Consider the following 24,173-nt stretch of genomic DNA (forward strand, 5'->3'; position numbering starts at 1 on the left):
GCAACCGCTGCGCGCATGGCCACCATCCGCGGCGCGGCAGTCATGGGTGACCAGGATGCCGTCCGCCGGCAGATGGACGCGATGACCCACGACCTGCAGCGCGCGATGCGACTGCCTGATCCGGCCCGGCGCATTCCTGCCGAACCGGCGCGGCAACTGGCGGCGGCGGTGGCCGGCGTCAGCTCCGCGGCTTGGGTGGATCCCGTCAATCTGCTGGCGATGGTGGATGGTGCGCGATATCGCGACCACGCCACCATCGACCGCATCTGTCTGGCGCTGGAGCCGCTGGGCGACACGTTGTGGGTGACAGTTCACCTGCAGGACCGTCAGGCCGCCGGCGGCGAAGATCTGGACATCGTCAGCCGCAACTGTCAGTTGCCCCCGGGCCAGAGCGCGCTCGGGCAGCGGCAGCGGCACATGAACATGGTGGATCCGGCCGTGCGCACGGCGCACCTGGCCACGACGGCGAAGATGCGCGATGCGCAAGCGCGAAAGCAGGAAGATGACCGTGCCAACGAGGCAGCGCTGCGCAACATCCCGGAAATGTAGCCGGTGCCCTGCTTAGGACACCGCATCTGGGCGCGGCCGCAAGGCCGGCGTCCCGAGGGCGGTGCGTTCTTCGCATCTCCAGTCAGTTCATATCAAAGTTATGAGATTTTTGTAAACCCCATAACATTGCTATAGATTGTCTCGCATGAACCCCATCACCAATCCCTACGCGCCCGGTGCCGGGACGCCGCCGCCGGAGCTGGCGGGGCGGGACGAGTTGTTGCGGGCGGTGGATATCGCGGCCCAGCGCATCCGCGCCGGGCGCACCGCCAAGAGCGTGCTGATGATCGGCCTGCGTGGGGTGGGCAAGACGGTGTTGCTGGACCGGATGCGCGATGCCGCCGAGGCTGCGGGCATCCACACCCTGCGGATGGAGGCGCCGGAGGGGCGTTCGCTGCCGGCGATCCTCGCGCCGCAGCTGCGGCAGGCGCTGCTGCGGCTATCACGCTCGGAGCAGGCGCAGGCGTTGGGGCGGCGTGCGCTGCGGGCGCTGGCGGGGTTCGCCAAGTCGCTGAAGGTGAAGTACGCCGACATCGAGGTGGGCATCGACTTCGATCCCGAGCCGGGGCTGGCCGACAACGGCGACCTGGAGCACGACCTGCAGGCGCTGCTGGAAGTGGCCGGGCGTGCGGCGCAGGCCGGTGGCACCGCGCTGTTGCTGTTCATCGACGAGCTGCAGTACGTGGAGGAGGAGCAGCTGGCCTCGCTGATCACCGCGCTGCACCGCTGCGCGCAGCAGCAGGTACCGGTGATGCTGGTCGGCGCGGGGCTGCCGCAACTGCCGGGGCAGATGGGGCGGGCCAAGTCCTATGCCGAGCGGCTGTTCGATTTCCCCTTCATTGGGCCGCTGGATGCGCAGGCCGCGCACCGCGCGCTGGAGGTGCCCGCGGCGGAACAGGGGGTTGCCTTCGCCGACGGTGCCATCGCGCACATCGTCGACGCCACCGAGGGCTATCCCTACTTCCTGCAGGAATGGGGCAAGCATGCCTGGGACGTGGCGGCGGCTTCGCCGATCACCTTGGCCGACGTGCAGGCGGCATCCATCACCGCTACCGCGGCGCTGGACGAAAGTTTCTTCCGGGTGCGCTTCGACCGGCTCACTCCCAATGAGAAACGCTATCTGCGGGCAATGGCCGAGCTGGGGCCGGGCCCGCACCGTTCCGGCGACATCGCCGCGTTGCTGGCACGCAAGGTCACCTCGCTGGCGCCCACCCGCAACCAGCTCATTGCCAAGGGCATGATCTGGAGTCCCAGCCACGGCGACACCGCGTTCACCGTGCCGATGTTCGACCGCTTCATGCGCCGGATCATGCCGGCCGACGACTGGCGCGACGCCTGACCATGACGCCCGCGGCAACCGCCGCGGCGCGAACGCCCACCCTTCGGGAGACCTGCCATGAAAACCCGCACCCACGTGGCCCACGATGATGGCCAGCGCCGGCTGGCGGTGCTGATCGATGCCGACAATGCGCAGGCCTCGGTGATCGAGGGCCTGCTGGCGGAGGTGGCGAAGTACGGGCTGGCCAGCGTCAAACGCATCTACGGCGACTTCACCACCCAGCAGCAGGCGCAGTGGAAGAAGGTGCTGCTGAAGCATTCGATCAGCCCGGTGCAGCAGTTCGCCTACACCAGCGGCAAGAACGCCACCGACAGCGCGCTGATCATCGACGCGATGGACCTGATGTACACCGGCCGCTTCGACGGCATGTGCCTGGTCTCCAGCGACAGCGACTTCACCCGGCTGGCCCAGCGCCTGCGCGAGGAAGGGCTGACCGTCTACGGGTTTGGCGAGCACAAGACGCCGGACCCGTTCGTGCAGGCCTGCGACAAGTTCACCTACACCGAGGTGCTGCGCGCCGAAGCGCCGGAGCCGGCAGGGCCCGCTGCGCCGGTAAAGCCCGCGCGCAAGCAGCCGGCGAAGAAGCAGGCTGCGGTCAAGACGTCGGCACCCGCGCAGGAAACCGCGGTGCCCCCTGCGCCGCCGTCACCGCCGGCGAAAGCCGCGCCGCTGCCGCTGCCGCTGGGCCTGCTGCGGCAGGCGATCGAGGAAGCCTCCGACGAGGAGGGCTGGGCGCACCTCGGGGCGATGGGCGCCTACCTCAACAAGATCAAGCCGAACTTCGACCCGCGCCTGTACGGACAGAAGAAACTCAGTGACCTGCTGCGCAAGCAACCCAAGCACTTCAGCGTGGTGGAGCGGGAAACTCCTGCCGGGGTGAAGGCGCTGTTCGTGAAGGCGCTGGCGGGCTGAACGCCCGCCGCGCAGGCAAAAGAAACACCGGGAGGACGTGCCAGCCGAATGCGCGCCATCCCGGTGCCGGGGGAGAAAGGCACGCGCCGCCGCCGGCGGGGGAGCGGGGAGGTGGCGGCGACGCGCGAAGGCTTAGAAGCGCACCTGCAGGCGCAGGTTCACCGGGTACGAAGTGCGCTTGCCGGCGTCGTTGATCGAGCCCAGGCCGAGGCCTGCGAGCGCGCTGTCGTCGTCGGAAATGTCGCCGTGGTAGCGGGCGCCCACTTCCAGGCCCAGCGAAGCCTTCTCGGACATCGACCACAGCAGGCCGAGGTCGGCGCCGCCGCTCATCTGCCAGCCGCCGTCGAAGAACGGCACGTCGGTGAGGGTGATGGCGGCATCGGGAATGGTGAAGGTGGCGTTGATGCCATCGACCTTGGTGGTGCCGATGCGGCCGGCCACGTACGGACGCACCTTGCCGGTGCCGAAGAAGTGGCGGTAGCCGCCTTCCAGCGACATCGCCTTGTAACCCTCGAAGCGGCCATATACCGGCAGCGTGGTGTTGAGCGCCGGCACGAATGCGCCACCAACCTCGGTGCTGCCGGCGCTGGTGCGGGTGGAGAGCAGCTGGCCGAACACTTCGCCGCTGGCCATCGGCCACGCCATCTCCACGCCAAAGTTGGTGGCCTTGCCGTAGATCCTGTCGTAGGAACGCGCGCCGATGCGCAGCTCGGCGGACACGCCGGCCAGCGCGGGGTTCAGCGGGCCGAGGTCGGCGATCGGGGCGATGGCGCCCTTGTGCACGTCGCCGCTGACGGAGACGTCGCCGCCGCCGATCAGGGTGAAGCTGGGGCCGCTCTGGGCCAGGGCGGTGGCGGGCAGGCCGAGGGCGACAGCGAGGAGGGCAACAGACAGGCGGTTCATTCGGGGGACTCCTGTGGGTGAAAGGCCAGCGGGTGGCCAGTGCGACCCGATACGCGGCGTTGGCCGGTCTGGATGCAGCCGCGCGCGTTCGCCGACGGGTGGCTGCTGCAAGGCAGCGTTCCGCGGATGTGCTTGATGGGATGCGCACGTGGCGCGGATAGTGGGCGATTGCCTGCGGGAGATCCCCATGTCGCGACTGTTTGCGCCCATCTCGTTCGGTGCGCTCACCCTGGCCAACCGCATCGTGGTGGCGCCGATGTGCCAGTACGCCAGCACCGACGGCCTGGCCAACGACTGGCATGTGCAGCACTGGGGCACGCTGGCGCAGTCGGGTGCGGGTCTGCTGCTGACCGAAGCAACCGCGGTGGTGCCCGAGGGTCGCATCAGCTGGGCCGATCTCGGCCTCTATGACGACGCATGCGAAGCGGCGTTTGCGCAGGCGCTGGCGAGCGTGCGGCGCTGGTCGTCGATGCCGGTGGGCGTGCAGCTGGCGCATGCGGGGCGCAAGGCCTCCACCCATCGCCCGTGGGAGCAGGGCGGTACGGCCATCGCGCCAGGGACGGCGCACGGCTGGCAGACGGTTGCGCCTACCGCGCTGCCCTATGTGGAGACGGATCCATTGCCAGAGGCGCTGGACGCCGCCGGCATCGCCCGTGTGGTGCAGGCGTTCGCGCAGGCGGCGCGCCGCGCAACCCGGCTGGGGCTGGACGCCATCGAAATCCATGCCGCGCACGGCTACCTGCTGCACCAGTTCCTGTCGCCGCTCAGCAACCACCGCGACGATGCCTATGGCGGCCCGCTGGAACACCGCATGCGGCTGGTGCTGGAAGTGTTCGACGCGATCCGCGCCGAGGTGCCGGTGACGATGACGGTGGGCGTGCGCATCTCCGCCACCGACTGGGTGGACGGCGGCTGGGACCTGGCCCAGAGCACGGCGCTGGCGCGGGCGCTGGACGCGCGCGGCTGCGACTATCTGCACGTCTCCAGCGGCGGCCTGCATCCGGCCCAGCGCATCGCCGCCGGGCCGGGCTACCAGCTGCCGTTCGCGGAGGCGCTCCGTTGCGAGGTCGCCATGCCGGTGATCGGCGTGGGCCTGGTCACCACCGCGGAGCAGGCCGAGGCTGCGCTGGTGCAGGGCCGCGCCGACGCCATCGCCATCGGGCGGGCGCTACTCTACGACCCGCGCTGGCCGTGGCACGCGGCCGCCGCGCTGGGCGCGACCGTTGCCACTTCGCCGCGCTTCCTGCGCGCCGTGCCGCACGGCCTGCCGCCGCTGCTGGTGCCTGCCACCGGCACGGCCGACTGATTTCCCGGACCCGGAGGTCCCGCCATGCCCACGTCCCCGCTGATGCCCGCCGCGTTCCTTGGCCACGGCAGCCCCATGAACGCGCTGGAGCGAAACCGCTTCAGCGAGGCCTGGCGCACGTTCGGCGCGACGGTGCCGAAGCCGCGCGCAATCCTCGCCATCTCCGCGCACTGGCACGTGGATGCGCTGGCGGTGACCGCGATGCCGAATCCGCGCACCATCCATGACTTCTACGGCTTCCCGCAGGCGCTGTTCGACGTGCAGTACCCGGCGCCGGGGTTGCCGGCGCTGGCGGAGGAAATCGCCGACGTGGTGTCGCCGGACTATGTGGTTGGCGCCGACCGCGAAGCCTGGGGAATCGACCACGGCACCTGGTCGGTGCTGGTGCACGCCTTCCCCGACGCGGACGTGCCGGTGGTGCAGCTGTCCCTCGATGCGCGCAAGCCGCTGGACTGGCACCTGGCGCTGGGCGCCAAGCTGGCGGCGCTGCGCCGGCACGGCGTGCTGATCGTGGGCAGCGGCAACGTGGTGCACAACCTGCGCGCGATCGACTGGAAGCAGCCGGACGCCGGCTTCGACTGGGCGCAGCGCTTCGACACCGATGCCAGGCAGCTGATGGCCGAACGCCCGCACGACATCGCCACGCTGGCGTCGCATCCGGACTATCGGCTGGCGGTGCCCACCGACGAACATTTCCTGCCGCTGCTCTACCTCGCGGGCCTGTCCGCCGCGGCGGGCCGCCCCGCCGACGTGCTGGTGGACGGCTACAGCTACGGCTCGCTGTCGATGACCGCGTTCACCCTGGATGCGGACTGCCCGCAGGGGAGCGGCGACGCTGGTGGCGCGGCGCCGCTGGACACCAGCGTCGCGCCGGAAAACGCCAACGTCTGACGGGGCGGCTCAGCCCGCCGCCGCGCCGAGCGTCTCACGCACGGTGGCGTGGAACTGCCGGCGCATGCTCAGCCAGCCGGCCAGCATCGCCGCCGCGGTGCCGGCCAGCGCGCCGATCACCAGCGTGCTGGCGTTCCAGGTCGGCGGCAGGTCGAGCACGCGCTGCGCGAACAGGCTGCCGATGCTGGCCGCGGCTACCGCGGCGATGCCGCCGGAGATCGCGCCGATCGCGCCGAATTCCACCAGCTGCGCCAGCCGCAACTGCGCGCTGCTGGCGCCCAGCGTGCGCAGCACGCCCAGTTCGGTGATGCGCTCGCGGCGGGTGGCCGCCACCGCCGCCACGAACACCAGGCAGCCCGACAGGAACGCGAACCAGAACACCACCTGGATCACCAGCGCGGCCTGGTCGCCGATGCGCCGGATCTCGCCGGTGACGGCGTCGATGTCGATCACGTTGGCGTTCGGGATCTCGCGTGACAGCGCCGTTGCCAGCGTCGTGTCGCCAACGGGCACCCGCACCGAGGTGATCCAGGTGGCAGGCAGGTCGCGGGCCAGGTCCGGCGAGGCCAGCACGAAGAAGTTGGGGGTGAAGCTCTCCCAGCGCACGTCGCGCAGGCTGGTGATGCGGCCCTCGATGCGCTGGCCGGCGATGTCGAACGCCAGCGTATCGCCCAGCTGCCAGCGCAGCTGCTGGGCGAACTTGGTTTCCACCGAAAACTCGTTGCGCGCGCTGGCCGGGTTCCAGAACTTTCCGGCGTTGAGCTTGTTGCCGGTGGGCAACGCGTCGGCGGTGGACAGGTTGAATTCGCGGTCCATCAGCCGCTCGCCGCGGCCCTGAGGCGCAGGGCGGCCGCGCTCGCCGGCACTGGGCCCGACGTAGCGGGCGCGGATCATCGGCGACAGTCCCACCGAGGGATAGTCCAGCCGCGCGAGCACCGCGCTGAAGGTGGAGCGCTGGTCCGGCTGCACGTTGATGACGAAGCGGTTGGGCGCATCGCCGCGCACCGTGGCCTGCCACTGCTCCCACACGTCGGTGCGCACCAGCAGGAGCAGCAGCAGCGCCATCAGGCTGGTGCCCAGCGCCACCACCTGCGCGATGGTCAGCCGCCGCCGCCGCGAAAGATTGAGCAGGGCGTAGCGCACGATGCCGCTGCCGGCGCGCCCAGCGCGCGCCACCAGCGCCGCCAGTGCCCAGCCGGCGACGCCCAGCACGGCGGCGGTGACCAGCAGGCCGCCCAGCAGGATGGCGCCGGTGGTGGCGTTGCCGGCGGCCTGCCAGAACAGCGCCAGCAGGCCGCCCAGCGCCAGCGAGAACAGCAGCAGCGCCGGCGGCGAGGGCGTGCGCAGGTCGCTGCGCAGCACCGCCAGCGCGCTGACCCGGCGCAGCGCCAGCAGCGGCGGCAGGGCGAAGGTGGCGAGGATCCACAGCCCCACCAGCGCACCCTTGAGCAGCGGCCAGGCGGTGGCCGGCGGCAGCGCGGTGCCCAGCTCGCGCGCGATCCACACGCCCGCCAGCTGTTGCAGCACCGTCGCCGCCAGCAGCGCCAACGCGATCGCCACGCTGCCCAGGATCGCCAGCTGGCCGATGTACAGGCCGACGATGGCGCGCTGGCCGGCGCCGAGCGCGCGCAAGGTGGCGGCAATCGCGCGATGGCGCTCGGCGTGCTGGCGCGCGGCCATGCCGATCGCCACCGCCGCCAGCGCCGCGGTCAGCAACAGTGAGACCGACAGGAAGCGCTGCGCGCGCTCCAGCGCGTTGCGCAGCTGCGGGCTGAGGTCGTCGCCGGTTTCCACCCGCGCACCGGGGCTGCGGTCGGCCTCGCGCGCCTTCACCCACGACGCGATGGCCGCCGGCGGGCCGGCCACCGCCACCCGCCACGAGGCGCGGGCGCCGGGGCCGAGCAGGCCGCCGGCCTCCACCTCGGCCAGCGGCAGGATCGCGCGCGGGCCCAGCTCCACGCCGCCGATCGGACGATCCGGTTCTTCCATCACGATGCCGGCCAGCCGCAGCGGCCGGCCGCCGACTTCGACCGTCGCGCCCGGCCTGGCCTGCAGCCGCGATGCGCCGCTTTCGCTCAGCCACAGCGTGCCCGCCGCCGGTCGCGGCAGCCGCTGCAGACCGCGCTCGGTGCGCACGGTGTACGGGCCCAGCAGCGGCGCATCGCCGGCCAGCGCCTTCAGCGTGCCCAGCTGCGGCGCGCCGCCCTGCGGGCCGACCATGCTGGCCAGTTCCACGCTGCGATAGCTGCGCAGGCCGAGCCGGCGCGCATCGCGCAGTGCGGCGTCCACCGCGCGGTTGTCGCTGCTGAAGGCGGCATCGCCGCCGACCAGCCGGCGGCTCTGCGCGCCGAGCGCATCGGTGGTGCGCTGGGCGATGCTGCCCACGCCCGCCAGCGCCAGTACCGCCACGAACAGCGCCGCCAGCAGCACCCCGAATTCGCCGTTGCGCCAGCCCGACCAGGCCTGGCGCGCGGCCATCCGCGCCAGCCGGCTCACGGCAGCAGCCGCCCGGCGTCCAGCCGCAGCTGGCGGTCGCAGCGCGCGGCCAGGCGTTCATCGTGCGTCACCACCACCACCGTGGTGGCGCGGGCGTCGTCCATGCCGAACAGCAGGTCCTCGATCGCCAATCCCGTCTTGCGGTCCAGGTTGCCGGTGGGTTCGTCCGCGAACAGGATCCGCGGCCGGGTGGCGAAGGCGCGGGCGATAGCCACCCGCTGCTGTTCGCCCCCGGACAGCTGGCGCGGCAGGTGGTGCAGGCGCTGGCCCAGGCCCACCTTCTCCAGCAGCGCCCGCGCGGTCGCGCCGCCGCTCTCGCCGCGCAGTTCCAGCGGCAGCGCCACGTTGTCCAGCGCGCTCATCGCCGGCATCAGCTGGAAGTTCTGGAACACGAAGCCGACCGCGCGGGCGCGCAGCGCGGCGCGGGTGTCCTCGCTGGTGGCGTGGATGGGCGCACCGTCCAGCCACACCTCGCCGCGGCTGGGCAGGTCCAGCCCGGCCAGCAGCGACAGCAGGGTGGTCTTGCCGGAGCCGGACTCGCCGACGATGGCGACCCGCTCGCCGGCGCCGATGTCCAGGCTGATCGCGTCGAGGATGGTCAGCGCGCCATCCGGCAGCGCCACGGTCTTGCCGACGCCGCGCGCACGCAGGCTGCCCGGTGCGGGCGTGCTAGCGTTTGCGGCAACCGGAACAGGAGTGGGCGCGATGGTGTCGGCGGTGCGGACGTGGGTGCTGGGGGTATGCGTCATGCTGGCGATGCTAGCCGCATCCGCGGCCGAGGCGCGAGAGCGGAAAGTCCTGGTCATGGGCGACTCATTGTCGGCCGCCTACGGGTTGCGCCCGGAGCAGGGCTGGGTGGCGCTGGCCGATGCGAAATCGGCGCGCTACGCCTTCCACAACGCCAGCATCTCCGGCGAAACCAGCGCCGGCGGGCGCAGTCGCATCGACGCCGAGCTGGCCCGGGTACGCCCGGACATCGTGATCATCGAGCTGGGCGCCAACGACGGCCTGCGCGGGCTGCCGCTGGTGCAGATGGGTGCCAATCTCGGCTGGATGATCGGCCGCGCGCGCCGTGGCGGTGCGCAGGTGCTGCTGGTGGGCCTGCAGCTGCCGCCCAACTTCGGCCGCTATGCGGACGACTTCCAGCGCAGCTACCTGCTGATCAGCCAGCGCCTGGGCACCGGGCTGATCCCGCATTTCTTGGCCCCGCTGGGCACCGAGCGCAAATGGTTCCAGGCCGACAACCTGCACCCGGTGGCCGCCGCGCAGCCAATGTTGGCGGACCAGGTGCTGGCAGCACTGGATGCGCTGCCGGCGCGCTGAAATCTCAGCCCTGCTCGCGTGCGATCGCCCGCCAGCCGATGTCGCTGCGGTGGAACTCATGCGTCCACGAAATCGCCTCGACGCCGGCATAGGCAGTGCGCTGCGCCTCGGACACGCTGGCGCCCAGCGCGGTCACGCACAGCACGCGGCCGCCGGCGCTTACCACGTTGCCGGCGGCGTCCAGCGCGGTGCCGGCGTGGAAGACCTTGGCGCTGGCGGGCACTGCGTCGAGCCCCGAGATCACCTCGCCGCTGACCGGCGTGTCCGGGTACGGCTTCGAGGCCATCACCACGCCGAGTGACGGGCGCGGATCCCACCGCGCTTCGACGCCATCGAGTTTGCCGTCGATGGCGGCCTCCACCAGATCGACAAGATCCGACTGCAGGCGCAGCAGCACCGGCTGGGTTTCCGGATCGCCGAAGCGGACGTTGAATTCGATCACCTTGGGCGCGCCGCTGGGGTCGATCATCAGCCCGGCGTAGAGGAAGCCGGTGAACGGGATGCCATCCTTGATCATGCCCTGCACGGTGGGGTTCACCACTTCGCGCATCACCCGCGCATGCACCTCGGGCGTGACCACCGGCGCGGGCGAGTACGCGCCCATGCCGCCGGTGTTGGGGCCGGTGTCGCCGTCGCCCACGCGTTTGTGGTCCTGCGAGGTGGCCATCGGCAGCGCGGTATGGCCGTCCACCATCGAGATGAAGCTGGCCTCCTCGCCGTCGAGGAATTCCTCGATCACCACGCGCGCGCCGGCATCGCCGAACGCGTTGCCGCTGAGCATGTCGCGCACCGCCGCTTCGGCCTCGTCCAGCGTCATCGCCACGATCACGCCCTTGCCGGCGGCAAGGCCATCGGCCTTGATCACGATGGGCGCGCCCTTGCGGTGCACGTAGGCCAGCGCGGCCCCCACGTCGGAATGCACTTCGTAGAAGGCGGTGGGAATGGCGTGGCGGGCGAGGAAATCCTTGGCGAAGGCCTTGCTGCCCTCCAGCTGCGCGGCGGCGGCGGTGGGTCCGAAGATGCGCAGGCCGGCAGCGCGGAAGCGATCCACCACGCCCGCCACCAGCGGCACTTCCGGCCCGACCACGGTCAGCGCCACGGCTTCGTGCTGCGCCAGTGCCAGCAGGCCGTCGAGGTCGGTCACTTTGACCGCGACGTTGCGGCACTTCGCCTCGGTCGCGGTGCCGGCGTTGCCCGGCGCGACGATGACTTCGGTGACGCGCGTGGACTGCGCCAGCTTCCAAGCCAGCGCGTGCTCACGACCGCCGGAACCGATGACGAGGACCTTCATGCGTATTTACCTGTCAGATGTCGGAGGAACAGGGGCACCGGGTTTGCGCAGCAGACCTAGGCATTGATGCCTGCGCCGCAGGCATCAGTGCCGGAAATGACGCACGCCGGTGAACACCATGGCGATCCCGTGTTCGTCCGCTGCCGCGATCACTTCCGCGTCGCGCATCGAACCGCCCGGCTGGATCACCGCCTTGATGCCGGCTTCGGCGGCGGCGTCGATGCCGTCGCGGAACGGGAAGAAGGCATCCGACGCCATCACCGAGCCGGGCACGACCAGCCCCGCGTCGGTCGCCTTGATGCCGGCGATGCGCGCCGAATACACGCGACTCATCTGGCCGGCGCCGACGCCAATCGTGCGGCTGTCCTTCGCGTAGACGATCGCGTTGGACTTGACGAACTTCGCCACCTTCCACGCGAACAGCAGATCATTGAACTGCGCGTCGGTCGGCGGCAGCTGCGACACCACCTTCAGCTCGTCGCGGGTGACCACGCGGTCGTCGGCGGTCTGCATCAGCAGGCCGGAGTTGACCCGCTTGGTGTCGATGAAGTGCTTCGACGGCGCGGCCAGCGGAATGCGCAGTACGCGCACGTTGGCCTTTTTCTTCGCGTAAGACAGCGCCTCTTCGTCGTAGTCCGGGGCGATCAGCACCTCGACGAACTGGCGGTCGAGGATCGTGCGGCAGGTCGCGCCATCGAGCTTCGTGTTGAAGGCGAGGATGCCGCCGAAGGCGGAAGTCGGATCGGTGGCATAGGCCGCTTCGTACGCCTCAAAGCAACCACTGCCAATGGCCACGCCGCAGGGGTTGGCGTGCTTGACGATCACGCAGGCCGGCGCATCGAACTGGCGCACGCATTCCCACGCCGCGTCGCTGTCGGCGATGTTGTTGTAGCTGAGCTCCTTGCCCTGCAGCTGGGTGAAGGTGGCCAACGAGCCGGGTGCCGGCCACAGATCGCGGTAGAACGCGGCCTGCTGGTGCGGGTTCTCGCCGTAGCGCAGGTCCATCACCTTGACGAAGTTGCCGTTGGCCTGCGCCGGGAACTGCGCGGGCGCGCCGTCGTCGCCCAGCGACGACAGGTAGCTGCTGATGCAGGCGTCGTAGACGGCGACGTCGTTGAACGCCGCCACTGCCAGCTGCCAGCGGGTCTTCGCCGACAGTGCGCCGGCGTTGGCACCGAGTTCCTCGACCAGACCGGCGTACTGCGCCGGCGCGGTGGCTACGGCAACGCGGGCGAAGTTCTTGGCCGCGCTGCGCAGCATCGCCGGGCCGCCGATGTCGATGTTCTCGATGATGTCCTCGAAGCTGCTGCCCGGATTGGCCGACACCCGCGCGAACGGGTACAGGTTGAGCACCAGCAGGTCGATCGCGCCGATGCCGTGCTCGGCCATCACCGCATCATCGGTGCCGGCACGGCCCAGCAGGCCCCCGTGCACCTTCGGGTGCAGGGTCTTGACGCGGCCGTCCATCATTTCCGGAAAGCCGGTCACCTCGCTGACGTCCTTCACCGCCAGGCCGGCCTCGCGCAGCGCCCTGGCGGTGCCACCGGTGGACAGCAGTTCGACGCCGTGGGCGGAAAGCGCCGTGGCGAATTCGATCAGGCCGGTCTTGTCGGAAACGGAGAGCAGGGCGCGGCGGACGGTCACCGGCGCGCCGGAAAGGAAGTCGGCGGACATGCGTGGAAGGGGGCGGTGGGGAAGCGCGGATTATACGGCGCCGCCCCGTTCCGCCCGCAGCCCCGCTCAGCCCATGCCGTAGTCGCGCAGCTTCTTGCGCAGGGTGGCGCGATGGATGCCGAGCATCGTGGCGGCGCGGCTCTGGTTGCCTTCGCAGTGGCGCAGCACTTCGGCAAACAGCGGGATTTCCAGCTCGCGCAGGGCGATGCTGTACAGATCGTCGATGTCGCAGCCGTCCAGATCGCGCAGGTAGCGGCGCACGGAGTCGGCAACATGCTCTCGCAACGGCGCGCGCGGCGCGGCGTCCTGGCGGTGTTCGGAAAGCGTCAACGGAGGATCCCTCGGGCAGACCGCCGGCATCGAACGCGCGCGGGACGGCAAAGTGAGTCTAGCGCGGTGCTTGTGTGGGCGTCAGTGCCCGCGCCCATTCATCGCTGGCAAGTTTGACCGACTTCGCGCTTCGCTCATTCGAAGCGGAAGTCGAAGCCGACCACGCCTGCCGCCGGTTCTGCGATGTCGAAGGCGATCTGGCTGGCCTGCCCGGGCGCGATCCGCGCGCTGCGCGCATTGCCAGCGGGCAGGTAGTCGTGCGGCTGGAAGCGGCGCGTACCGAGGGTGCGGCCGTTGAGGTCGGACAGGGTCAGGCGCAGCGCCGGCCATGGCTGTGGCCAGTGCGCATCGTTGCGGAAACTGGCCTGCACGCGCAGCACGCCGGGACGATCCGGCGGTGCGATCACGTCGCGCGAGAGCAGGGTGAACGCGGCGGGCTCGCGCCAGGCCGGCAGGGTGCAGCCCAGCGCGCCGCAGGCCGCTTCCAGCAGCGGCCGCAGTTGCGCGCTGGCGGCTAGGCGGTCGCGCTGCAGCCAGCCGAGCTGCGCCAGCAGCACCAGCACCAGGACTGCTGCCGCCAGCCACTCGCCACGCTGGCGGTTGGCCGTGGCGGAACCGGCGAGGACGAAGCTGGGTGCGCGACTCATCCCTGCACCGGGCTGGCGTTGCGCACGCCGTCGATGCGCACCCAGTCTTCCTCACGCGACACCTGCAGGGCATCGAACCACGGCGCGAAGCGCAGCAGCAGCTCGCCCTCCTGCCCGGCGAGGATGCCGGACATGGCGATGCGGCCGCCGGTCGCGGTCCGCGCAGCCAGCGCCTCGGCCAGCGCGTCAAGCGCCGAGGCGAGAATGTTGGCCACCACCACCGGGTAGGTGGCGACGGGCTCGTCCTGCGGCAGGTGCACGTCGATGGTCACGCCGTTGCGCTGCGCGTTGTCGTGGGTGGCGGTGATCGCCTGCGGGTCGTTGTCCACCCCGACCGCGCGCGCGGCGCCCAGCTTCAGCGCGGCCAGCGCGAGGATGCCGCTGCCGCAGCCGAAGTCGAGCACCGCCTTGCCCTGCAGTTCGCCGCCGGCGGCCAGCCCGTCCAGCCAGCGCAGGCACAGCGCGGTGGTGGGATGGGTGCCGGAGCCGAACGCCAGGCCGGGATCGAGCCGCACGATGGCCGCGTCCGGCGCCTGCGCCTCTTCCGGCAGCGGATGATCCCAGGGCACGATCCAGCAGCGCGCGCCGAACCGCATCGGCTGGAACATGTCCAGCCAGGCGCGTTCCCAGTCCTGGTCCTCGACCTTGTCGAAGCGTGCGCGGGTCCAGTCCAGCCCCGGATCGAACGCGTCCAGCGCGGCCAGCAGCACCAGTGCATCGGTTTCATCCGGGAACAGCGCGGTCAGCGTCATCTCGTCCCACAGCGGAATCTCGCCGACGCCGGGCTCGAAGATCGCCTGTTCGTCGGCTGCATCCAGGTGCGCATCCTGCAGGGTGACCGCGAGTGCCCCCACGTCTTCCAGCGCGCGTTCCACGCGCGGCTGCCGGGCTTCGGTGCAGGGAAGGGTCAACTGCAGGTAGGGCATGGTGGGGACGGCGCGTGGCGGTCCCGCCATTCTCGCAGGTTCACTGCGGGCTGCGCGGGCGCTTCAGCCACCCAGCAGGCCCTTCAGCAGGCCCTTCATGTTGGGGCGCTTCTGCGGCGGCGTCTTGCCGCCGTCGCCTTCGTCCTGCTCCTGCGGCATGCCCATTTCGCCGAAGTCCAGGCCCAGCATCGCGGTGGCGGTGGACTTGGCGCGCAGCCGCACGCTCCATTCCGGGTTCCACGGCTGTTTCGGATCGGCCGGCTTGGGCGGGTAGGTGATCCAGTGCTCGGGCCCGTAGGCGGTCATCATCAGCATGGCCGGCACCATCCCGGCTTCGCCGCCGGCGGCACTGGCGAAGATGCCCTTGGGCACCACGCAGCTGGTGGCCGAGGCCGGCAGCAGGATCTTCTGCTTCAGCCATTTGTCGATGGCGCCGCCGGTCAGGTAGGCGTGCAGTTCGCTGCCAGCGCCGGCCACGTCGGCGCTGCTCCACACGGTCAGGGTGTAGGACCGTTCGCTGGCCATTTCCATGCGCATGCCGGTAATGAAGTAGGCGCGCGCGCGGGTCACCGACGGCCATGCCAGCGAGACCGCGTCGGCCGCGTCGCCCTGCGCGCGCAGCCCCAGTTTCGGCATGAAGTCGGCGGCTTCGTCCACGTTGAACGACATCGAAGCAGGGATGCCGCTGCCGGTGATCTGGTGGCCTCCGGCCAGCCTTGCGCCGGCCGGCACCTGCCGGCCATGCTGCCGATTCGGCCAGTAGACGAAGCCGGGCTTGAGGTCGATGTCGCGGTCCGGCACATACAGGCCCTTGGACAGGCTGCCGCTGGATTCCACGCTGATCCCGGCCATGCCCGCGGCGCCCTTCTTCGGATTGATCAGGCCGCCCTTGACCCGGATGCTGGCGAGCTTCGGCTGGCCGGGCCGCACCGCCGCGCCGCAGCCCCAGTACTCGCGGATCGTCAGCTCCACGTCGGGCACGGTGCCCGCCTCAAGCGTGGATTTGTCCTGCCGGACAGGCTCCGGCGGCAGCAGGGTGAGCGATCTGCCCAGGTTCAGCCCCGACGGCACCTGGTCCTGCGCCTCCACCCCGGGCTTCAGTGCGTTATGCAGCGCGATGTCCAGGTACTGGCCGGTCATGCCGGCCGCGCGGGTGGAAGGGTAGGTCGGCTTGAAGGCCTCGTTGCCGCCCATGCGCTTGGCCATGAAGCCGCCAAGGCCCCCCATCATCGCGCCCATGTCCGGCATGCCCGCCATGTTGTGGGTGGCGACGTCGATGTAGAGGTTGGTGGGGGGCGCCTTGCCCTGCTGGCTGGCGGCGGGCAGCGCCAGCAGCGTGGCGGCAAGGGTGATCAGCGGGGTGGCGCGGCGCATGACGGGCTCCGGAAGCGGCGGTGGCTTCCGGATACAGCGGAAAAAGCCGGCGCAAGCGGACATCGCCCGCACGCGCCGGCCCCGTGCCGGGCTGATCAGAGCAGCGAGAGTGCCTTTTCCTTGCGCTCGGCCAGCCGCTTTTCCAGGTAATGGATGTTCTGGCCGCCCTGCGAGAAACCGCCGTCGGCCAGGATCCGCTGCTGCAGCGGGATGTTGGTCTTGATCCCGTCCACCACCATTTCGCTCAGCGCCACCCGCATCCGCGCGATCGCCTGCGCGCGGTCGGCGCCGTGGACGATGAGCTTGCCGATCATCGAGTCGTAGTTCGGCGGGACGCGGTAGCCCTCGTAGATGTGCGAATCCACCCGCACGCCCGGGCCGCCCGGGGCGTGGAAGTGCTGGATCAGGCCGGGGCAGGGGAAGAACGTGTCCGGATCCTCGGCATTGATGCGGCATTCGATGGCGTGGCCGGTCAGCACCACGTCGGATTGCTTGATCGAGAGCCGGTGGCCGGCGGCGATCAGCAGCTGCTCACGCACCAGGTCGATGCCGGTCACCAGTTCGGTCACCGGATGCTCAACCTGCACGCGGGTGTTCATCTCGATGAAGTAGAAGCGGCCGTTCTCGAACAGGAACTCGAAGGTGCCGGCGCCGCGGTAGCCGATGCGCAGGCAGGCTTCCACGCAGACCTTGCCGATCTCCGCGCGCTGCTCCGGGGTGATGCCGGGCGCCGGCGCTTCCTCCACCACCTTCTGGTGGCGGCGCTGCATCGAGCAGTCGCGTTCGCCCAGGTGGATGGCGCTGCCCTGGCCATCGGCGAGCACCTGGATTTCCACGTGGCGCGGGTTCTCCAGGAACTTCTCCATGTAGACCATGTCGTTGCCGAACGCGGCCTTGGCTTCCTGCTTGGTGGTGGCGATGGCGTTGACCAGCGCGGCTTCGGTATGGACCACGCGCATCCCGCGACCGCCGCCGCCGCCGGCCGCCTTGACGATCACCGGATAGCCGATCTCCGCCGCGATCTTGACGTTGGTGGCCGGATCGTCGCCCAGCGGGCCGCCGCTGCCGGGCACGCAGGGCACGCCCGCGGCCTTCATCGCGCGGATCGCCTCCACCTTGTCGCCCATCAGGCGGATGGTGTCGGCCTTCGGACCGATGAAGATGAAGCCGGACTGCTCCACCCGCTCGGCGAAGTCGGCGTTCTCGGACAGGAAGCCGTAGCCGGGATGGATGGCCTGCGCGTCGGTGACCTCGGCCGCGGCGATGATCGCCGGCATGTTGAGATAGCTCTCCGCCGACGGCGCCGGGCCGATGCACACGGACTCATCCGCCATGGCCACGTGCTTGAGATTGCGGTCGACGGTGGAGTGCACCGCGACCGTGCGGATGCCCAGCGCGTGGCAGGCGCGCAGGATGCGCAGCGCGATTTCGCCGCGGTTGGCGATGACGACTTTTTCGAGCATGGTCGCTTATCCGATCACGAACAGCGGCTGGTCGAATTCCACCGGCTGGCCGCTCTCGCACTTGATCGCCAGCACGGTGCCGGAGACCTCGGCCTCGATCGGGTTGAACATTTTCATCGCCTCGATGATGCCGAGGGTGTCGCCGGCCTTGACCGCCTGGCCGATCGACACGAAGGCCGGCTTGTCCGGGGCCGGACTGGCGTAGAACGTGCCCACCATCGGCGCGCGCATCACGTGGCCGGCCGGCAGTTCCGGGTCGGCGGGCTTGGGGCTGCCGCCGGTGGCGGCCTGCACCGGCGAATGCATCGGCATCGCCGCCACGGGTGCGGCGACGTGCTGCACCATCGGCGCCGGGGCGGCCATCTGGGTGCCCTTCGGCACGCGCGCCAGGCGCACGGACTCCTCGCCTTCCTTGATCTCGATTTCGGCGAGGTTCGACTCTTCCAGCAGGTCGATGAGTTTCTTGATCTTGCGCAGATCCATGACGGGTCCTCTTGCTTGGGTCCGGCGGCGTTGATGGCGCCGCGCCGGGGATGGAATGGGGAAAGACGGTGTCGCCGGGCTCAGCGGGCCAGCCGCTGCAGCGCGGCGTCCAGGGCGTAGCGGTACGAGTCCGCGCCGAAGCCGCAGATCACGCCCACCGCCTTGTCGCTGAAATAGCTGTGCTGGCGGAACGGCTCGCGGGCGTGCGGGTTGGAGAGATGGATCTCGATGAAGGGGATGGCCACCGCGGCCAGCGCGTCGCGCAGCGCGACCGAGGTGTGGGTGAAGGCGGCGGGGTTGATCAGGATGAAGGCGGTGCCATCCAGGCGGGCGGCCTGCACCCGGTCCACCAGCGCATGCTCGGCATTGGACTGGAAGCTGTGCAGCACATGTCCGGCCGCCTGCGCGCGCGCCGCCAGGTCGGCATCGATGTCGGCCAGCGTGGTGTGACCGTACACCTCCGGCTCGCGGCTGCCGAGTAGGTTGAGGTTGGGGCCGTGCAGGAGCAGCAGGGTTGCCATCGATTGGGTCGGGTGCCCCGGAAAACAGGCGCGCAGTGTCCCGCGAAAGGTGGATGCTGTCCAGTTCGGCGAACTTTTGCCGGATAACGGGGTTTTAATCGGATGTTGGAGCGGCGGCTCTAAATGGTAGCGAGCCGCTTCGCCGCAAGCGCCGTGTTCTTGGCGGCGGACGACGGGCTCCGCGGACACATTGCCACGGAACCCGTAGTCAACGCGTGGATGCCGCGCCCGTCCACGCGGCGATGTCGGCGGCGTCCGTGAATGGCCCGATCCGGGTCTTCAACAGGCGCCCGTCGGCCAACACCAGCACCGAATAGGGCAGCACGCCAGCCGGATTGCCCAGTCGCACGCCGGCGTCGGCGGGGCCGGCGGCATCCACCAGCACCGGATAGGTGATGCCGTGCTGGCGCAGGAACGCCGCCACCGCGGCGGCATCGTCCAGGGCGATGCCGACCACCTGCACGCCGGTGGCGCCCTGCGCGTCGGCGAATGCCTGCAGGTCCGGCATTTCCTTCAGGCAAGGCGCGCACCACGTCGCCCACAGGTTGACCAGGGTGGTACGCCCGGCCCAAGCGGCGGGAATGGCGACCTGTTTGCCATCGGGATCCGGCAGGGTCATGGCCGGCACGATGCCGCCCTTTTCCGCGATGGTGACTCCCGCCGGCGCCGCCGGCGCACGTGCCTTCAGCGAGGCGTCGAGGACCTGTTGCCCGACCTCGGTGCCGGCCAGCCGGTAGGCGATGGTGGGTTCGAACAGCAGGCTGGCGCCGGCGCCTGCGATCGCCGCCAGCAGCGCCACCACCAGCACCGCGCGGTTGGACGGCATCAGCGCGCGGCCTCGCGCAGCGCGTCTTCCGCCATGCCGGGGGTCAGCAGGGTGGGCAGGATGCGGCCATCGCCCCCCCCGCGCGGATACACCACGTAGAGGGGCACGCCGACTGCGCGGTGGCGCTGCAGGTAGGCGGTGATGGCCGGGTCGACGTCGGTGTAGTCGCCGACCATGTAGACGGCGTTGGCGGCTTCGAGTGCGCCGCGGAAGCGTTCGCGGGCGAACACGGTCTTCTCGTTGGCCTTGCAGGTCACGCACCAGTCGGCGGTCATGTTGACGAACACCGGTCGGCCCTGCGCGCGCAGGTCGGCCAGCGCCTGTTCCGACCAGGCCACGCTGGCGATGCCGGCTGGCGCGGTGGCGGCGGTCGATTGCGGCCGCGGCAAGGCGTGCAGTTTCGCCAGCGGCCAGCCGACCGCCAGCAGCGCCAGCAAGGCCAGCGCCTGCCAGCCGCGCGGCCCGCCACTGCGCGCGCGCATCCATGCCCACGCGGCCAGCGCCAACAGGATGGCCGCGGCCAGCCACAGCCCGGTCGCGTCGGCCCCGCGCAGTTTGGCCAGCACCCACACCAGCCAAGCCGCGGTGGCGTACAGCGGGAAGGCCAACAGCTGCTTGAGGGTCTCCATCCACGCGCCCGGCTTCGGCAGCAGACGGGCGAAGGCCGGCACGAAGCCGATCAGCAGGAACGGCAGCGCCAGCCCCAGCCCCAGCATCAGGAACACCAGCAGCGCGCCGGCGGTCGGGCCGGTGAAGGCATAGGCCAGCGCCGCGCCCATGAACGGTGCGGTGCAGGGGGTGGCCAGCACGACCGCCAGCACGCCGGTGAAGAAGTCGGCGCGGATGCCGTCGCCCCGCAGTAGCGCCCCGGTGCGCTGGCCCAGCCCGACATTGGCCTGCCACAGCCCGGACAGCGACAGCCCCAGTGCGAACATCACCAGTGCCAGCCCGGCCAGCACCAGCGGCTGCTGCAGCTGGAAGCCCCAGCCCAGCGCCAGCCCGGCATGGCGCAGCGCCAGCACCAGCGCGCCCAGCGCCAGCATCGAGGCTAGCACGCCCGCGGTATAGGCCAGCGCGTGCCGGCGCGCCTCGCCGCGGCCGGCGCCGCTCTGCGCCAGCGACAGCGCCTTCAGCGACAGCACCGGCAGTACGCAGGGCATCAGGTTGAGGATCAGGCCGCCGCCCAGCGCCAGCAGCAGCGCCGCCAGCAGGCCGGGGGTCCGGCGCTGCGGCGGGGTTTCGCGCGCGGGCTGGGATGTGCCTCCGGCGGCGGTGGCACCGCTGGCGGCTTCCATGGCAGCCGTGGTGGCTGCGGCAGAATTTGCCGTGTCCGCAGCCGGAAGCGGCGTGTCGGCCGGCGTCGTTCCCTGCGCAGGCAACGGTGCGGCAGGGCCGCTGTTGCCGGACACAGTGTTATCGGGGACGGCTGCCGGCTTCCCCGCGGGCAGCGAGAACGCCAGCCGCCGGGTCATCGGCGGATAGCAGATGCCGTTGTCCTGGCAGCCCTGCAGGCCAAGCACCAGAGTGCCGCTGGCGGCGAGGGCGGTGGTGCGCGCCACCGGCAGGGCGATCTCGACCTGGTCGAAATACACCGCCACGTCGCCGAAGTGCTCGTCGCGGTAGGGCGTGGCCGCCGGCAGCTTCGCCGCCGCCGGCAGCTGCACCGACAGGCCGGCGGCGCCTTCCAGCTTTACCGACAGCTTGTCGCGGTACAGGTAGTAGCCCCGCGCGGGGGTCAGCCGCAGCAGCAGGGTGTTGCCGTCCAGCGCGATCAGGTCACTGCCGAAGGCCTGTGCAGCGGGCAGCGGCGCGGCGTCCCCCGCGGCGCCGCGGTTGCCGAGGCCGAACAACCCGCCGCCGGCCTTTCGGCCCGGCAGGAAGCCGCCATCCGCCTCGGCCTGCGGCAGCGTCACGCTCAGCGTGCGGGTCTGCGGCGGATAGCAGACGCCGGCATCGGCGCAGCCCTGGTACTTCACCGTCAGCGCCACGCCGGTGGCTGTCGCGGCCGGGACGCCGGTCACCACCCCCACCAGCTGCGTCCGGTAGGTCTCGACGTCGCCGAAGAACTCGTCGTGGTGCTTCCTGCCATCCGGCAGGGCCAAGCGCGGCTCCGCCAATCCGGCGCCCACCTTCACCGAGGTGCGATGCCGGTACAGGTAATAGCCGTCGGCGATCTTCCAGCGCACCTCGATGCGGTCGCGCGCGGTGGCTTGCGCCGACAGCACGAACACCTCATCCACCGGCGGCAGCTCGAAGTCGGCGGCGATGGCCGGGGAGGCGGCGAGCAGGCCCGCGAGCAGGGCCTGCGCGGCCAGCCAGCGGCGCAGGCGGAGGGTCAATCCGATCATCGGGTCATTCTACTGGACGGGTCGATTCGACCACCCATTGCAGGTACGCGGGCAGGCCGGCGACGGATTCGACCGCCAGCAACTCCGGCAGTTCATACGGATGCAGCTGCGGCAGCCGCGCCTGCAGCGCCGGGTAGCGTTGCCGGGTGGTCTTGACCAGCAGCAGTACTTCGGCGTCGCGCTGGACCTGCCCCTGCCAGCGGTACACCGACTGCAGGCCGGGCAGGAGGTTCACGCAGGCGGCCAGCCGTTCCTCCACCAGGGCCTCGGCGATGCGACCGGCGGTGGCGGGGTCGGGGCAAGTGCACAGGCAGAGCAGGACGTCCATGCCGACAGGGTAGCCCGCCGGGCGATCTGGCATGGCCCCCCTTGAAAGCCGCCCGCGGCGCCCCATCTCCCTGCCATCCCGGCCCCGGGATGTTTTTGTCCCTGGCGTTGGCAGTTGTCACGTCCGACTGCTAAAATTTCCGGGTTTTCCCCGTTCAATCAATCATTTGCAGAGGTTGCACATGTCCAGCATCAAGCCGCTGTACGACCGCGTGGTCATCAAGCGCATGGAAGAAGAGAAGCTGTCCGCGGGCGGCATCGTCATCCCCGACAGCGCCACCGAGAAGCCGATCAAGGGCGAAGTGATCGCCGTGGGCACCGGCAAGGTGCTGGACAACGGTCAGGTCCGCGCGCCGCAGGTGAAGGTGGGCGACAAGGTGCTGTTCGGCAAGTACAGCGGCACGGAAGTGAAGCTGGACGGTGCCGAGCTGCTGGTGGTCAAGGAAGACGATCTGTTCGCGATCCTCGGCTGATCGCGCGTCGCTTCCCACCCTCATCCCACTGAATACTTACTGAGGTAATCGCAATGGCTGCCAAGGATATCCGTTTCGGCGAAGACGCCCGCGTGCGCATGGTGCGCGGCGTGAACGTGCTCGCCAATGCCGTCAAGGCCACGCTGGGCCCGAAGGGCCGCAACGTCGTGCTGCAGAAGAGCTTCGGCGCGCCCACCATCACCAAGGACGGCGTCTCCGTCGCCAAGGAAATCGAACTGTCCGACGCGTTCGAGAACATGGGCGCGCAGATGGTCAAGGAAGTCGCGTCCAAGACCTCCGACAACGCCGGTGACGGCACCACCACCGCCACCGTGCTGGCGCAGGCGTTCATCCGCGAGGGCATGAAGGCGGTCGCCGCCGGCATGAACCCGATGGACCTGAAGCGCGGCATCGACAAGGCCGTGACCGCCGCCGTGGCCGAGCTGAAGACCATCAGCAAGCCGTCCTCGACCAACAAGGAAATCGCCCAGGTCGGCACGATCTCCGCGAACAGCGACGCCAACATCGGCGACCTGATCGCGCAGGCGATGGACAAGGTCGGCAAGGAAGGCGTGATCACCGTCGAAGACGGCTCGGGCCTGGAGAACGAGCTGGACGTGGTCGAGGGCATGCAGTTCGACCGCGGCTACCTGAGCCCGTACTTCGTCAACAACCAGCAGTCGATGCAGGCCGAGCTGGACGACCCGTTCATCCTGCTGCACGACAAGAAGATCGCCAACGTGCGCGACCTGCTGCCGGTGCTGGAAGGCGTGGCCAAGGCCGGCAAGCCGCTGCTGATCGTGGCGGAAGAGGTCGAAGGCGAGGCGCTGGCGACGCTGGTGGTCAATACCATCCGCGGCATCGTCAAGGTCTGCGCGGTCAAGGCGCCGGGCTTCGGTGACCGCCGCAAGGCGATGCTGGAAGACATGGCCATCCTGACCGGCGGCACCGTGATCTCCGAGGAAGTGGGCCTGTCGCTGGAGAAGGCCACGATCAAGGACCTCGGCCGCGCCAAGAAGGTGCAGGTCTCGAAGGAGAACACCACCATCATCGACGGCGCCGGCGAAGGCGCAGGCATCGAGGCGCGCATCAAGCAGATCAAGGCGCAGATCGAGGAGACCTCCTCGGACTACGATCGCGAGAAGCTGCAGGAGCGCGTGGCCAAGCTGGCCGGCGGCGTGGCCGTCATCAAGGTCGGTGCCGCCACCGAAGTCGAGATGAAGGAAAAGAAGGCGCGCGTCGAAGACGCCCTGCACGCCACCCGCGCTGCGGTCGAGGAAGGCATCGTCCCGGGCGGCGGCGTCGCCCTGATCCGTGCCAAGGCCGCGATCAAGGACCTGAAGGGTGCCAACGAAGACCAGAACCACGGCATCCAGATCGCCCTGCGCGCGATGGAAGCCCCGCTGCGCGAGATCGTCACCAATGCCGGCGACGAGCCGAGCGTGGTGCTTAACCGCGTCGCCGAAGGCAAGGGCGCGTTCGGCTACAACGCCGCCAACGGCGAGTTCGGCGACATGATCGAGTTCGGCATCCTGGACCCGACCAAGGTCACCCGCACCGCGCTGCAGAACGCGGCCTCCATCGCCGGCCTGATGATCACCACCGAAGCCATGGTGGCCGAGCTGCCGAAGAAGGACGAGCCGGCGATGCCGGGCGGCGGCATGGGCGGCATGGGCGGCATGGATTTCTGATCCGCGCTACCGCGACAACGTGACACCGGAAGGCCCGCTTCGGCGGGCCTTTCGTTTTTCTAGCACCCCGTGGATGATCG

General features: G+C 70.2%; 23 protein-coding genes. 8 read left to right on the top strand and 15 right to left on the bottom strand.

Translation table 11 applies throughout. The features are described from left to right. The first annotated feature begins 15 nt into the window (after window positions 1-15). From ICG51_RS08930 to ICG51_RS08940, 3 genes are all read left to right on the top strand, one after another. Complete coding sequence (locus ICG51_RS08930; protein WP_190280038.1) at window positions 16-549, top strand: hypothetical protein; 534 nt, start codon at window positions 16-18, stop codon at window positions 547-549. Window positions 550-694: 145 nt separating this feature from the next. Continuing rightward, the gene (locus ICG51_RS08935) at window positions 695-1,888 is read left to right on the top strand and encodes an ATP-binding protein (RefSeq protein ID WP_190280039.1); all 1,194 of its coding nucleotides are present in this window, start codon (window positions 695-697) and stop codon (window positions 1,886-1,888) included. 57 nt (window positions 1,889-1,945) lie between these two features. Continuing rightward, window positions 1,946-2,800 carry an NYN domain-containing protein gene (locus tag ICG51_RS08940; RefSeq protein WP_190280040.1) on the top strand — a complete coding sequence of 285 codons (855 nt, stop codon included), beginning with the start codon at window positions 1,946-1,948 and terminating at the stop codon, window positions 2,798-2,800. Window positions 2,801-2,932: 132 nt separating this feature from the next. On the opposite strand, the gene ICG51_RS08945 is transcribed toward ICG51_RS08940, so the two are convergent. Beyond that, window positions 2,933-3,703 carry a hypothetical protein gene (locus tag ICG51_RS08945; protein WP_190280041.1) on the bottom strand — a complete coding sequence of 257 codons (771 nt, stop codon included), beginning with the start codon at window positions 3,701-3,703 and terminating at the stop codon, window positions 2,933-2,935. 187 nt (window positions 3,704-3,890) lie between these two features. Between ICG51_RS08945 and ICG51_RS08950 the strand changes: the two genes are divergently transcribed. After that, window positions 3,891-5,009, top strand: a complete 1,119-nt coding sequence (locus ICG51_RS08950) for an NADH:flavin oxidoreductase/NADH oxidase (protein ID WP_190280042.1) — start codon at window positions 3,891-3,893, stop codon at window positions 5,007-5,009. Window positions 5,010-5,033: 24 nt separating this feature from the next. Beyond that, window positions 5,034-5,900 (top strand): 4,5-DOPA dioxygenase extradiol, encoded by an 867-nt coding sequence (ygiD, locus tag ICG51_RS08955; RefSeq protein ID WP_223809414.1) that lies wholly within the window; start codon window positions 5,034-5,036, stop codon window positions 5,898-5,900. A gap of 9 nt (window positions 5,901-5,909) precedes the next feature. Here ygiD and ICG51_RS08960 read toward each other — a convergent pair whose 3' ends face one another. Together ICG51_RS08960 and ICG51_RS08965 are read right to left on the bottom strand one after the other, a co-directional pair. Further along, window positions 5,910-8,396 (bottom strand): FtsX-like permease family protein, encoded by a 2,487-nt coding sequence (locus ICG51_RS08960; protein WP_190280043.1) that lies wholly within the window; start codon window positions 8,394-8,396, stop codon window positions 5,910-5,912. Then, window positions 8,393-9,145, bottom strand: coding sequence for an ATP-binding cassette domain-containing protein (locus ICG51_RS08965; protein ID WP_190280044.1), 753 nt, complete (start codon window positions 9,143-9,145; stop codon window positions 8,393-8,395). Before ICG51_RS08965 ends, ICG51_RS08960 begins: the two co-directional genes overlap by 4 nt. A gap of 55 nt (window positions 9,146-9,200) precedes the next feature. Between ICG51_RS08965 and ICG51_RS08970 the strand changes: the two genes are divergently transcribed. Continuing rightward, a complete protein-coding gene (locus ICG51_RS08970; protein ID WP_223809415.1) occupies window positions 9,201-9,719 on the top strand; it encodes an arylesterase in 519 nt (172 codons plus the stop codon). 4 nt (window positions 9,720-9,723) lie between these two features. Here ICG51_RS08970 and purD read toward each other — a convergent pair whose 3' ends face one another. From purD to cutA, 12 genes are all read right to left on the bottom strand, one after another. Further along, window positions 9,724-11,010: a phosphoribosylamine--glycine ligase gene (gene purD / locus ICG51_RS08975; RefSeq protein ID WP_190280046.1), complete on the bottom strand. Its 1,287-nt coding sequence runs from the start codon at window positions 11,008-11,010 to the stop codon at window positions 9,724-9,726. An 84-nt stretch (window positions 11,011-11,094) separates the two neighbouring features. Next, window positions 11,095-12,684 (bottom strand): bifunctional phosphoribosylaminoimidazolecarboxamide formyltransferase/IMP cyclohydrolase, encoded by a 1,590-nt coding sequence (purH, locus tag ICG51_RS08980; protein WP_190280047.1) that lies wholly within the window; start codon window positions 12,682-12,684, stop codon window positions 11,095-11,097. 66 nt (window positions 12,685-12,750) lie between these two features. Beyond that, entirely contained in the window at window positions 12,751-13,014 is a 264-nt protein-coding gene (gene fis, locus ICG51_RS08985) for a DNA-binding transcriptional regulator Fis (protein ID WP_223809416.1), read from the bottom strand. Window positions 13,015-13,148: 134 nt separating this feature from the next. Next, window positions 13,149-13,661 (bottom strand): DUF3426 domain-containing protein, encoded by a 513-nt coding sequence (locus tag ICG51_RS08990; RefSeq protein ID WP_190280049.1) that lies wholly within the window; start codon window positions 13,659-13,661, stop codon window positions 13,149-13,151. Continuing rightward, window positions 13,658-14,587 carry a 50S ribosomal protein L11 methyltransferase gene (gene prmA, locus ICG51_RS08995; protein WP_190280050.1) on the bottom strand — a complete coding sequence of 310 codons (930 nt, stop codon included), beginning with the start codon at window positions 14,585-14,587 and terminating at the stop codon, window positions 13,658-13,660. The genes ICG51_RS08990 and prmA overlap by 4 nt, the downstream gene beginning before the upstream one ends. 63 nt (window positions 14,588-14,650) lie before the next feature. Continuing rightward, on the bottom strand, window positions 14,651-15,961 hold the full coding sequence (locus ICG51_RS09000; RefSeq protein WP_190280051.1) for a hypothetical protein: 1,311 nt from the start codon (window positions 15,959-15,961) through the stop codon (window positions 14,651-14,653). Window positions 15,962-16,056: 95 nt separating this feature from the next. Further along, complete coding sequence (accC, locus tag ICG51_RS09005) at window positions 16,057-17,424, bottom strand: acetyl-CoA carboxylase biotin carboxylase subunit (protein ID WP_190280052.1); 1,368 nt, start codon at window positions 17,422-17,424, stop codon at window positions 16,057-16,059. Between the two features lie 6 nt (window positions 17,425-17,430). Beyond that, window positions 17,431-17,907, bottom strand: coding sequence for an acetyl-CoA carboxylase biotin carboxyl carrier protein (accB, locus tag ICG51_RS09010; protein WP_190280053.1), 477 nt, complete (start codon window positions 17,905-17,907; stop codon window positions 17,431-17,433). A gap of 80 nt (window positions 17,908-17,987) precedes the next feature. Beyond that, entirely contained in the window at window positions 17,988-18,428 is a 441-nt protein-coding gene (gene aroQ, locus ICG51_RS09015) for a type II 3-dehydroquinate dehydratase (protein ID WP_190280054.1), read from the bottom strand. Window positions 18,429-18,636: 208 nt separating this feature from the next. Further along, window positions 18,637-19,254, bottom strand: a complete 618-nt coding sequence (locus tag ICG51_RS09020) for a TlpA disulfide reductase family protein (RefSeq protein ID WP_223809417.1) — start codon at window positions 19,252-19,254, stop codon at window positions 18,637-18,639. Further along, a complete protein-coding gene (locus ICG51_RS09025; RefSeq protein WP_190280055.1) occupies window positions 19,254-21,602 on the bottom strand; it encodes a protein-disulfide reductase DsbD in 2,349 nt (782 codons plus the stop codon). Before ICG51_RS09025 ends, ICG51_RS09020 begins: the two co-directional genes overlap by 1 nt. Window positions 21,603-21,606: 4 nt before the next feature. After that, entirely contained in the window at window positions 21,607-21,963 is a 357-nt protein-coding gene (cutA, locus tag ICG51_RS09030) for a divalent-cation tolerance protein CutA (RefSeq protein WP_223809418.1), read from the bottom strand. A gap of 148 nt (window positions 21,964-22,111) precedes the next feature. Between cutA and groES the strand changes: the two genes are divergently transcribed. Continuing rightward, complete coding sequence (gene groES / locus ICG51_RS09035) at window positions 22,112-22,402, top strand: co-chaperone GroES (RefSeq protein WP_190280056.1); 291 nt, start codon at window positions 22,112-22,114, stop codon at window positions 22,400-22,402. Window positions 22,403-22,455: 53 nt separating this feature from the next. Next, window positions 22,456-24,093 (top strand): chaperonin GroEL, encoded by a 1,638-nt coding sequence (groL, locus tag ICG51_RS09040; RefSeq protein WP_190280057.1) that lies wholly within the window; start codon window positions 22,456-22,458, stop codon window positions 24,091-24,093. Window positions 24,094-24,173: the final 80 nt, after the last annotated feature.

Source organism: Thermomonas sp. XSG, assembly GCF_014678725.1.
Lineage (GTDB): Bacteria > Pseudomonadota > Gammaproteobacteria > Xanthomonadales > Xanthomonadaceae > Thermomonas.

What these genes read in the sequence shown, in the direction of transcription:
- ICG51_RS08970 (WP_223809415.1), top strand. Translation starts at nt 9,201, where the DNA reads ATGGGCGACTCATTGTCGGCCGCCTACGGGTTGCGCCCGGAGCAGGGC.
- prmA (WP_190280050.1), bottom strand. Translation starts at nt 14,587, where the DNA reads ATGCCCTACCTGCAGTTGACCCTTCCCTGCACCGAAGCCCGGCAGCCG.
- accB (WP_190280053.1), bottom strand. Translation starts at nt 17,907, where the DNA reads ATGGATCTGCGCAAGATCAAGAAACTCATCGACCTGCTGGAAGAGTCG.
- ICG51_RS08965 (WP_190280044.1), bottom strand. Translation starts at nt 9,145, where the DNA reads ATGACGCATACCCCCAGCACCCACGTCCGCACCGCCGACACCATCGCG.
- aroQ (WP_190280054.1), bottom strand. Translation starts at nt 18,428, where the DNA reads ATGGCAACCCTGCTGCTCCTGCACGGCCCCAACCTCAACCTACTCGGC.
- ICG51_RS08990 (WP_190280049.1), bottom strand. Translation starts at nt 13,661, where the DNA reads ATGAGTCGCGCACCCAGCTTCGTCCTCGCCGGTTCCGCCACGGCCAAC.
- groES (WP_190280056.1), top strand. Translation starts at nt 22,112, where the DNA reads ATGTCCAGCATCAAGCCGCTGTACGACCGCGTGGTCATCAAGCGCATG.
- groL (WP_190280057.1), top strand. Translation starts at nt 22,456, where the DNA reads ATGGCTGCCAAGGATATCCGTTTCGGCGAAGACGCCCGCGTGCGCATG.
- ICG51_RS09000 (WP_190280051.1), bottom strand. Translation starts at nt 15,961, where the DNA reads ATGCGCCGCGCCACCCCGCTGATCACCCTTGCCGCCACGCTGCTGGCG.
- accC (WP_190280052.1), bottom strand. Translation starts at nt 17,424, where the DNA reads ATGCTCGAAAAAGTCGTCATCGCCAACCGCGGCGAAATCGCGCTGCGC.
- purD (WP_190280046.1), bottom strand. Translation starts at nt 11,010, where the DNA reads ATGAAGGTCCTCGTCATCGGTTCCGGCGGTCGTGAGCACGCGCTGGCT.
- ygiD (WP_223809414.1), top strand. Translation starts at nt 5,034, where the DNA reads ATGCCCACGTCCCCGCTGATGCCCGCCGCGTTCCTTGGCCACGGCAGC.
- ICG51_RS08930 (WP_190280038.1), top strand. Translation starts at nt 16, where the DNA reads ATGGCCACCATCCGCGGCGCGGCAGTCATGGGTGACCAGGATGCCGTC.
- cutA (WP_223809418.1), bottom strand. Translation starts at nt 21,963, where the DNA reads ATGCCAGATCGCCCGGCGGGCTACCCTGTCGGCATGGACGTCCTGCTC.
- purH (WP_190280047.1), bottom strand. Translation starts at nt 12,684, where the DNA reads ATGTCCGCCGACTTCCTTTCCGGCGCGCCGGTGACCGTCCGCCGCGCC.
- ICG51_RS08935 (WP_190280039.1), top strand. Translation starts at nt 695, where the DNA reads ATGAACCCCATCACCAATCCCTACGCGCCCGGTGCCGGGACGCCGCCG.
- ICG51_RS08940 (WP_190280040.1), top strand. Translation starts at nt 1,946, where the DNA reads ATGAAAACCCGCACCCACGTGGCCCACGATGATGGCCAGCGCCGGCTG.
- ICG51_RS08950 (WP_190280042.1), top strand. Translation starts at nt 3,891, where the DNA reads ATGTCGCGACTGTTTGCGCCCATCTCGTTCGGTGCGCTCACCCTGGCC.
- ICG51_RS09025 (WP_190280055.1), bottom strand. Translation starts at nt 21,602, where the DNA reads ATGATCGGATTGACCCTCCGCCTGCGCCGCTGGCTGGCCGCGCAGGCC.
- ICG51_RS08945 (WP_190280041.1), bottom strand. Translation starts at nt 3,703, where the DNA reads ATGAACCGCCTGTCTGTTGCCCTCCTCGCTGTCGCCCTCGGCCTGCCC.
- ICG51_RS09020 (WP_223809417.1), bottom strand. Translation starts at nt 19,254, where the DNA reads ATGCCGTCCAACCGCGCGGTGCTGGTGGTGGCGCTGCTGGCGGCGATC.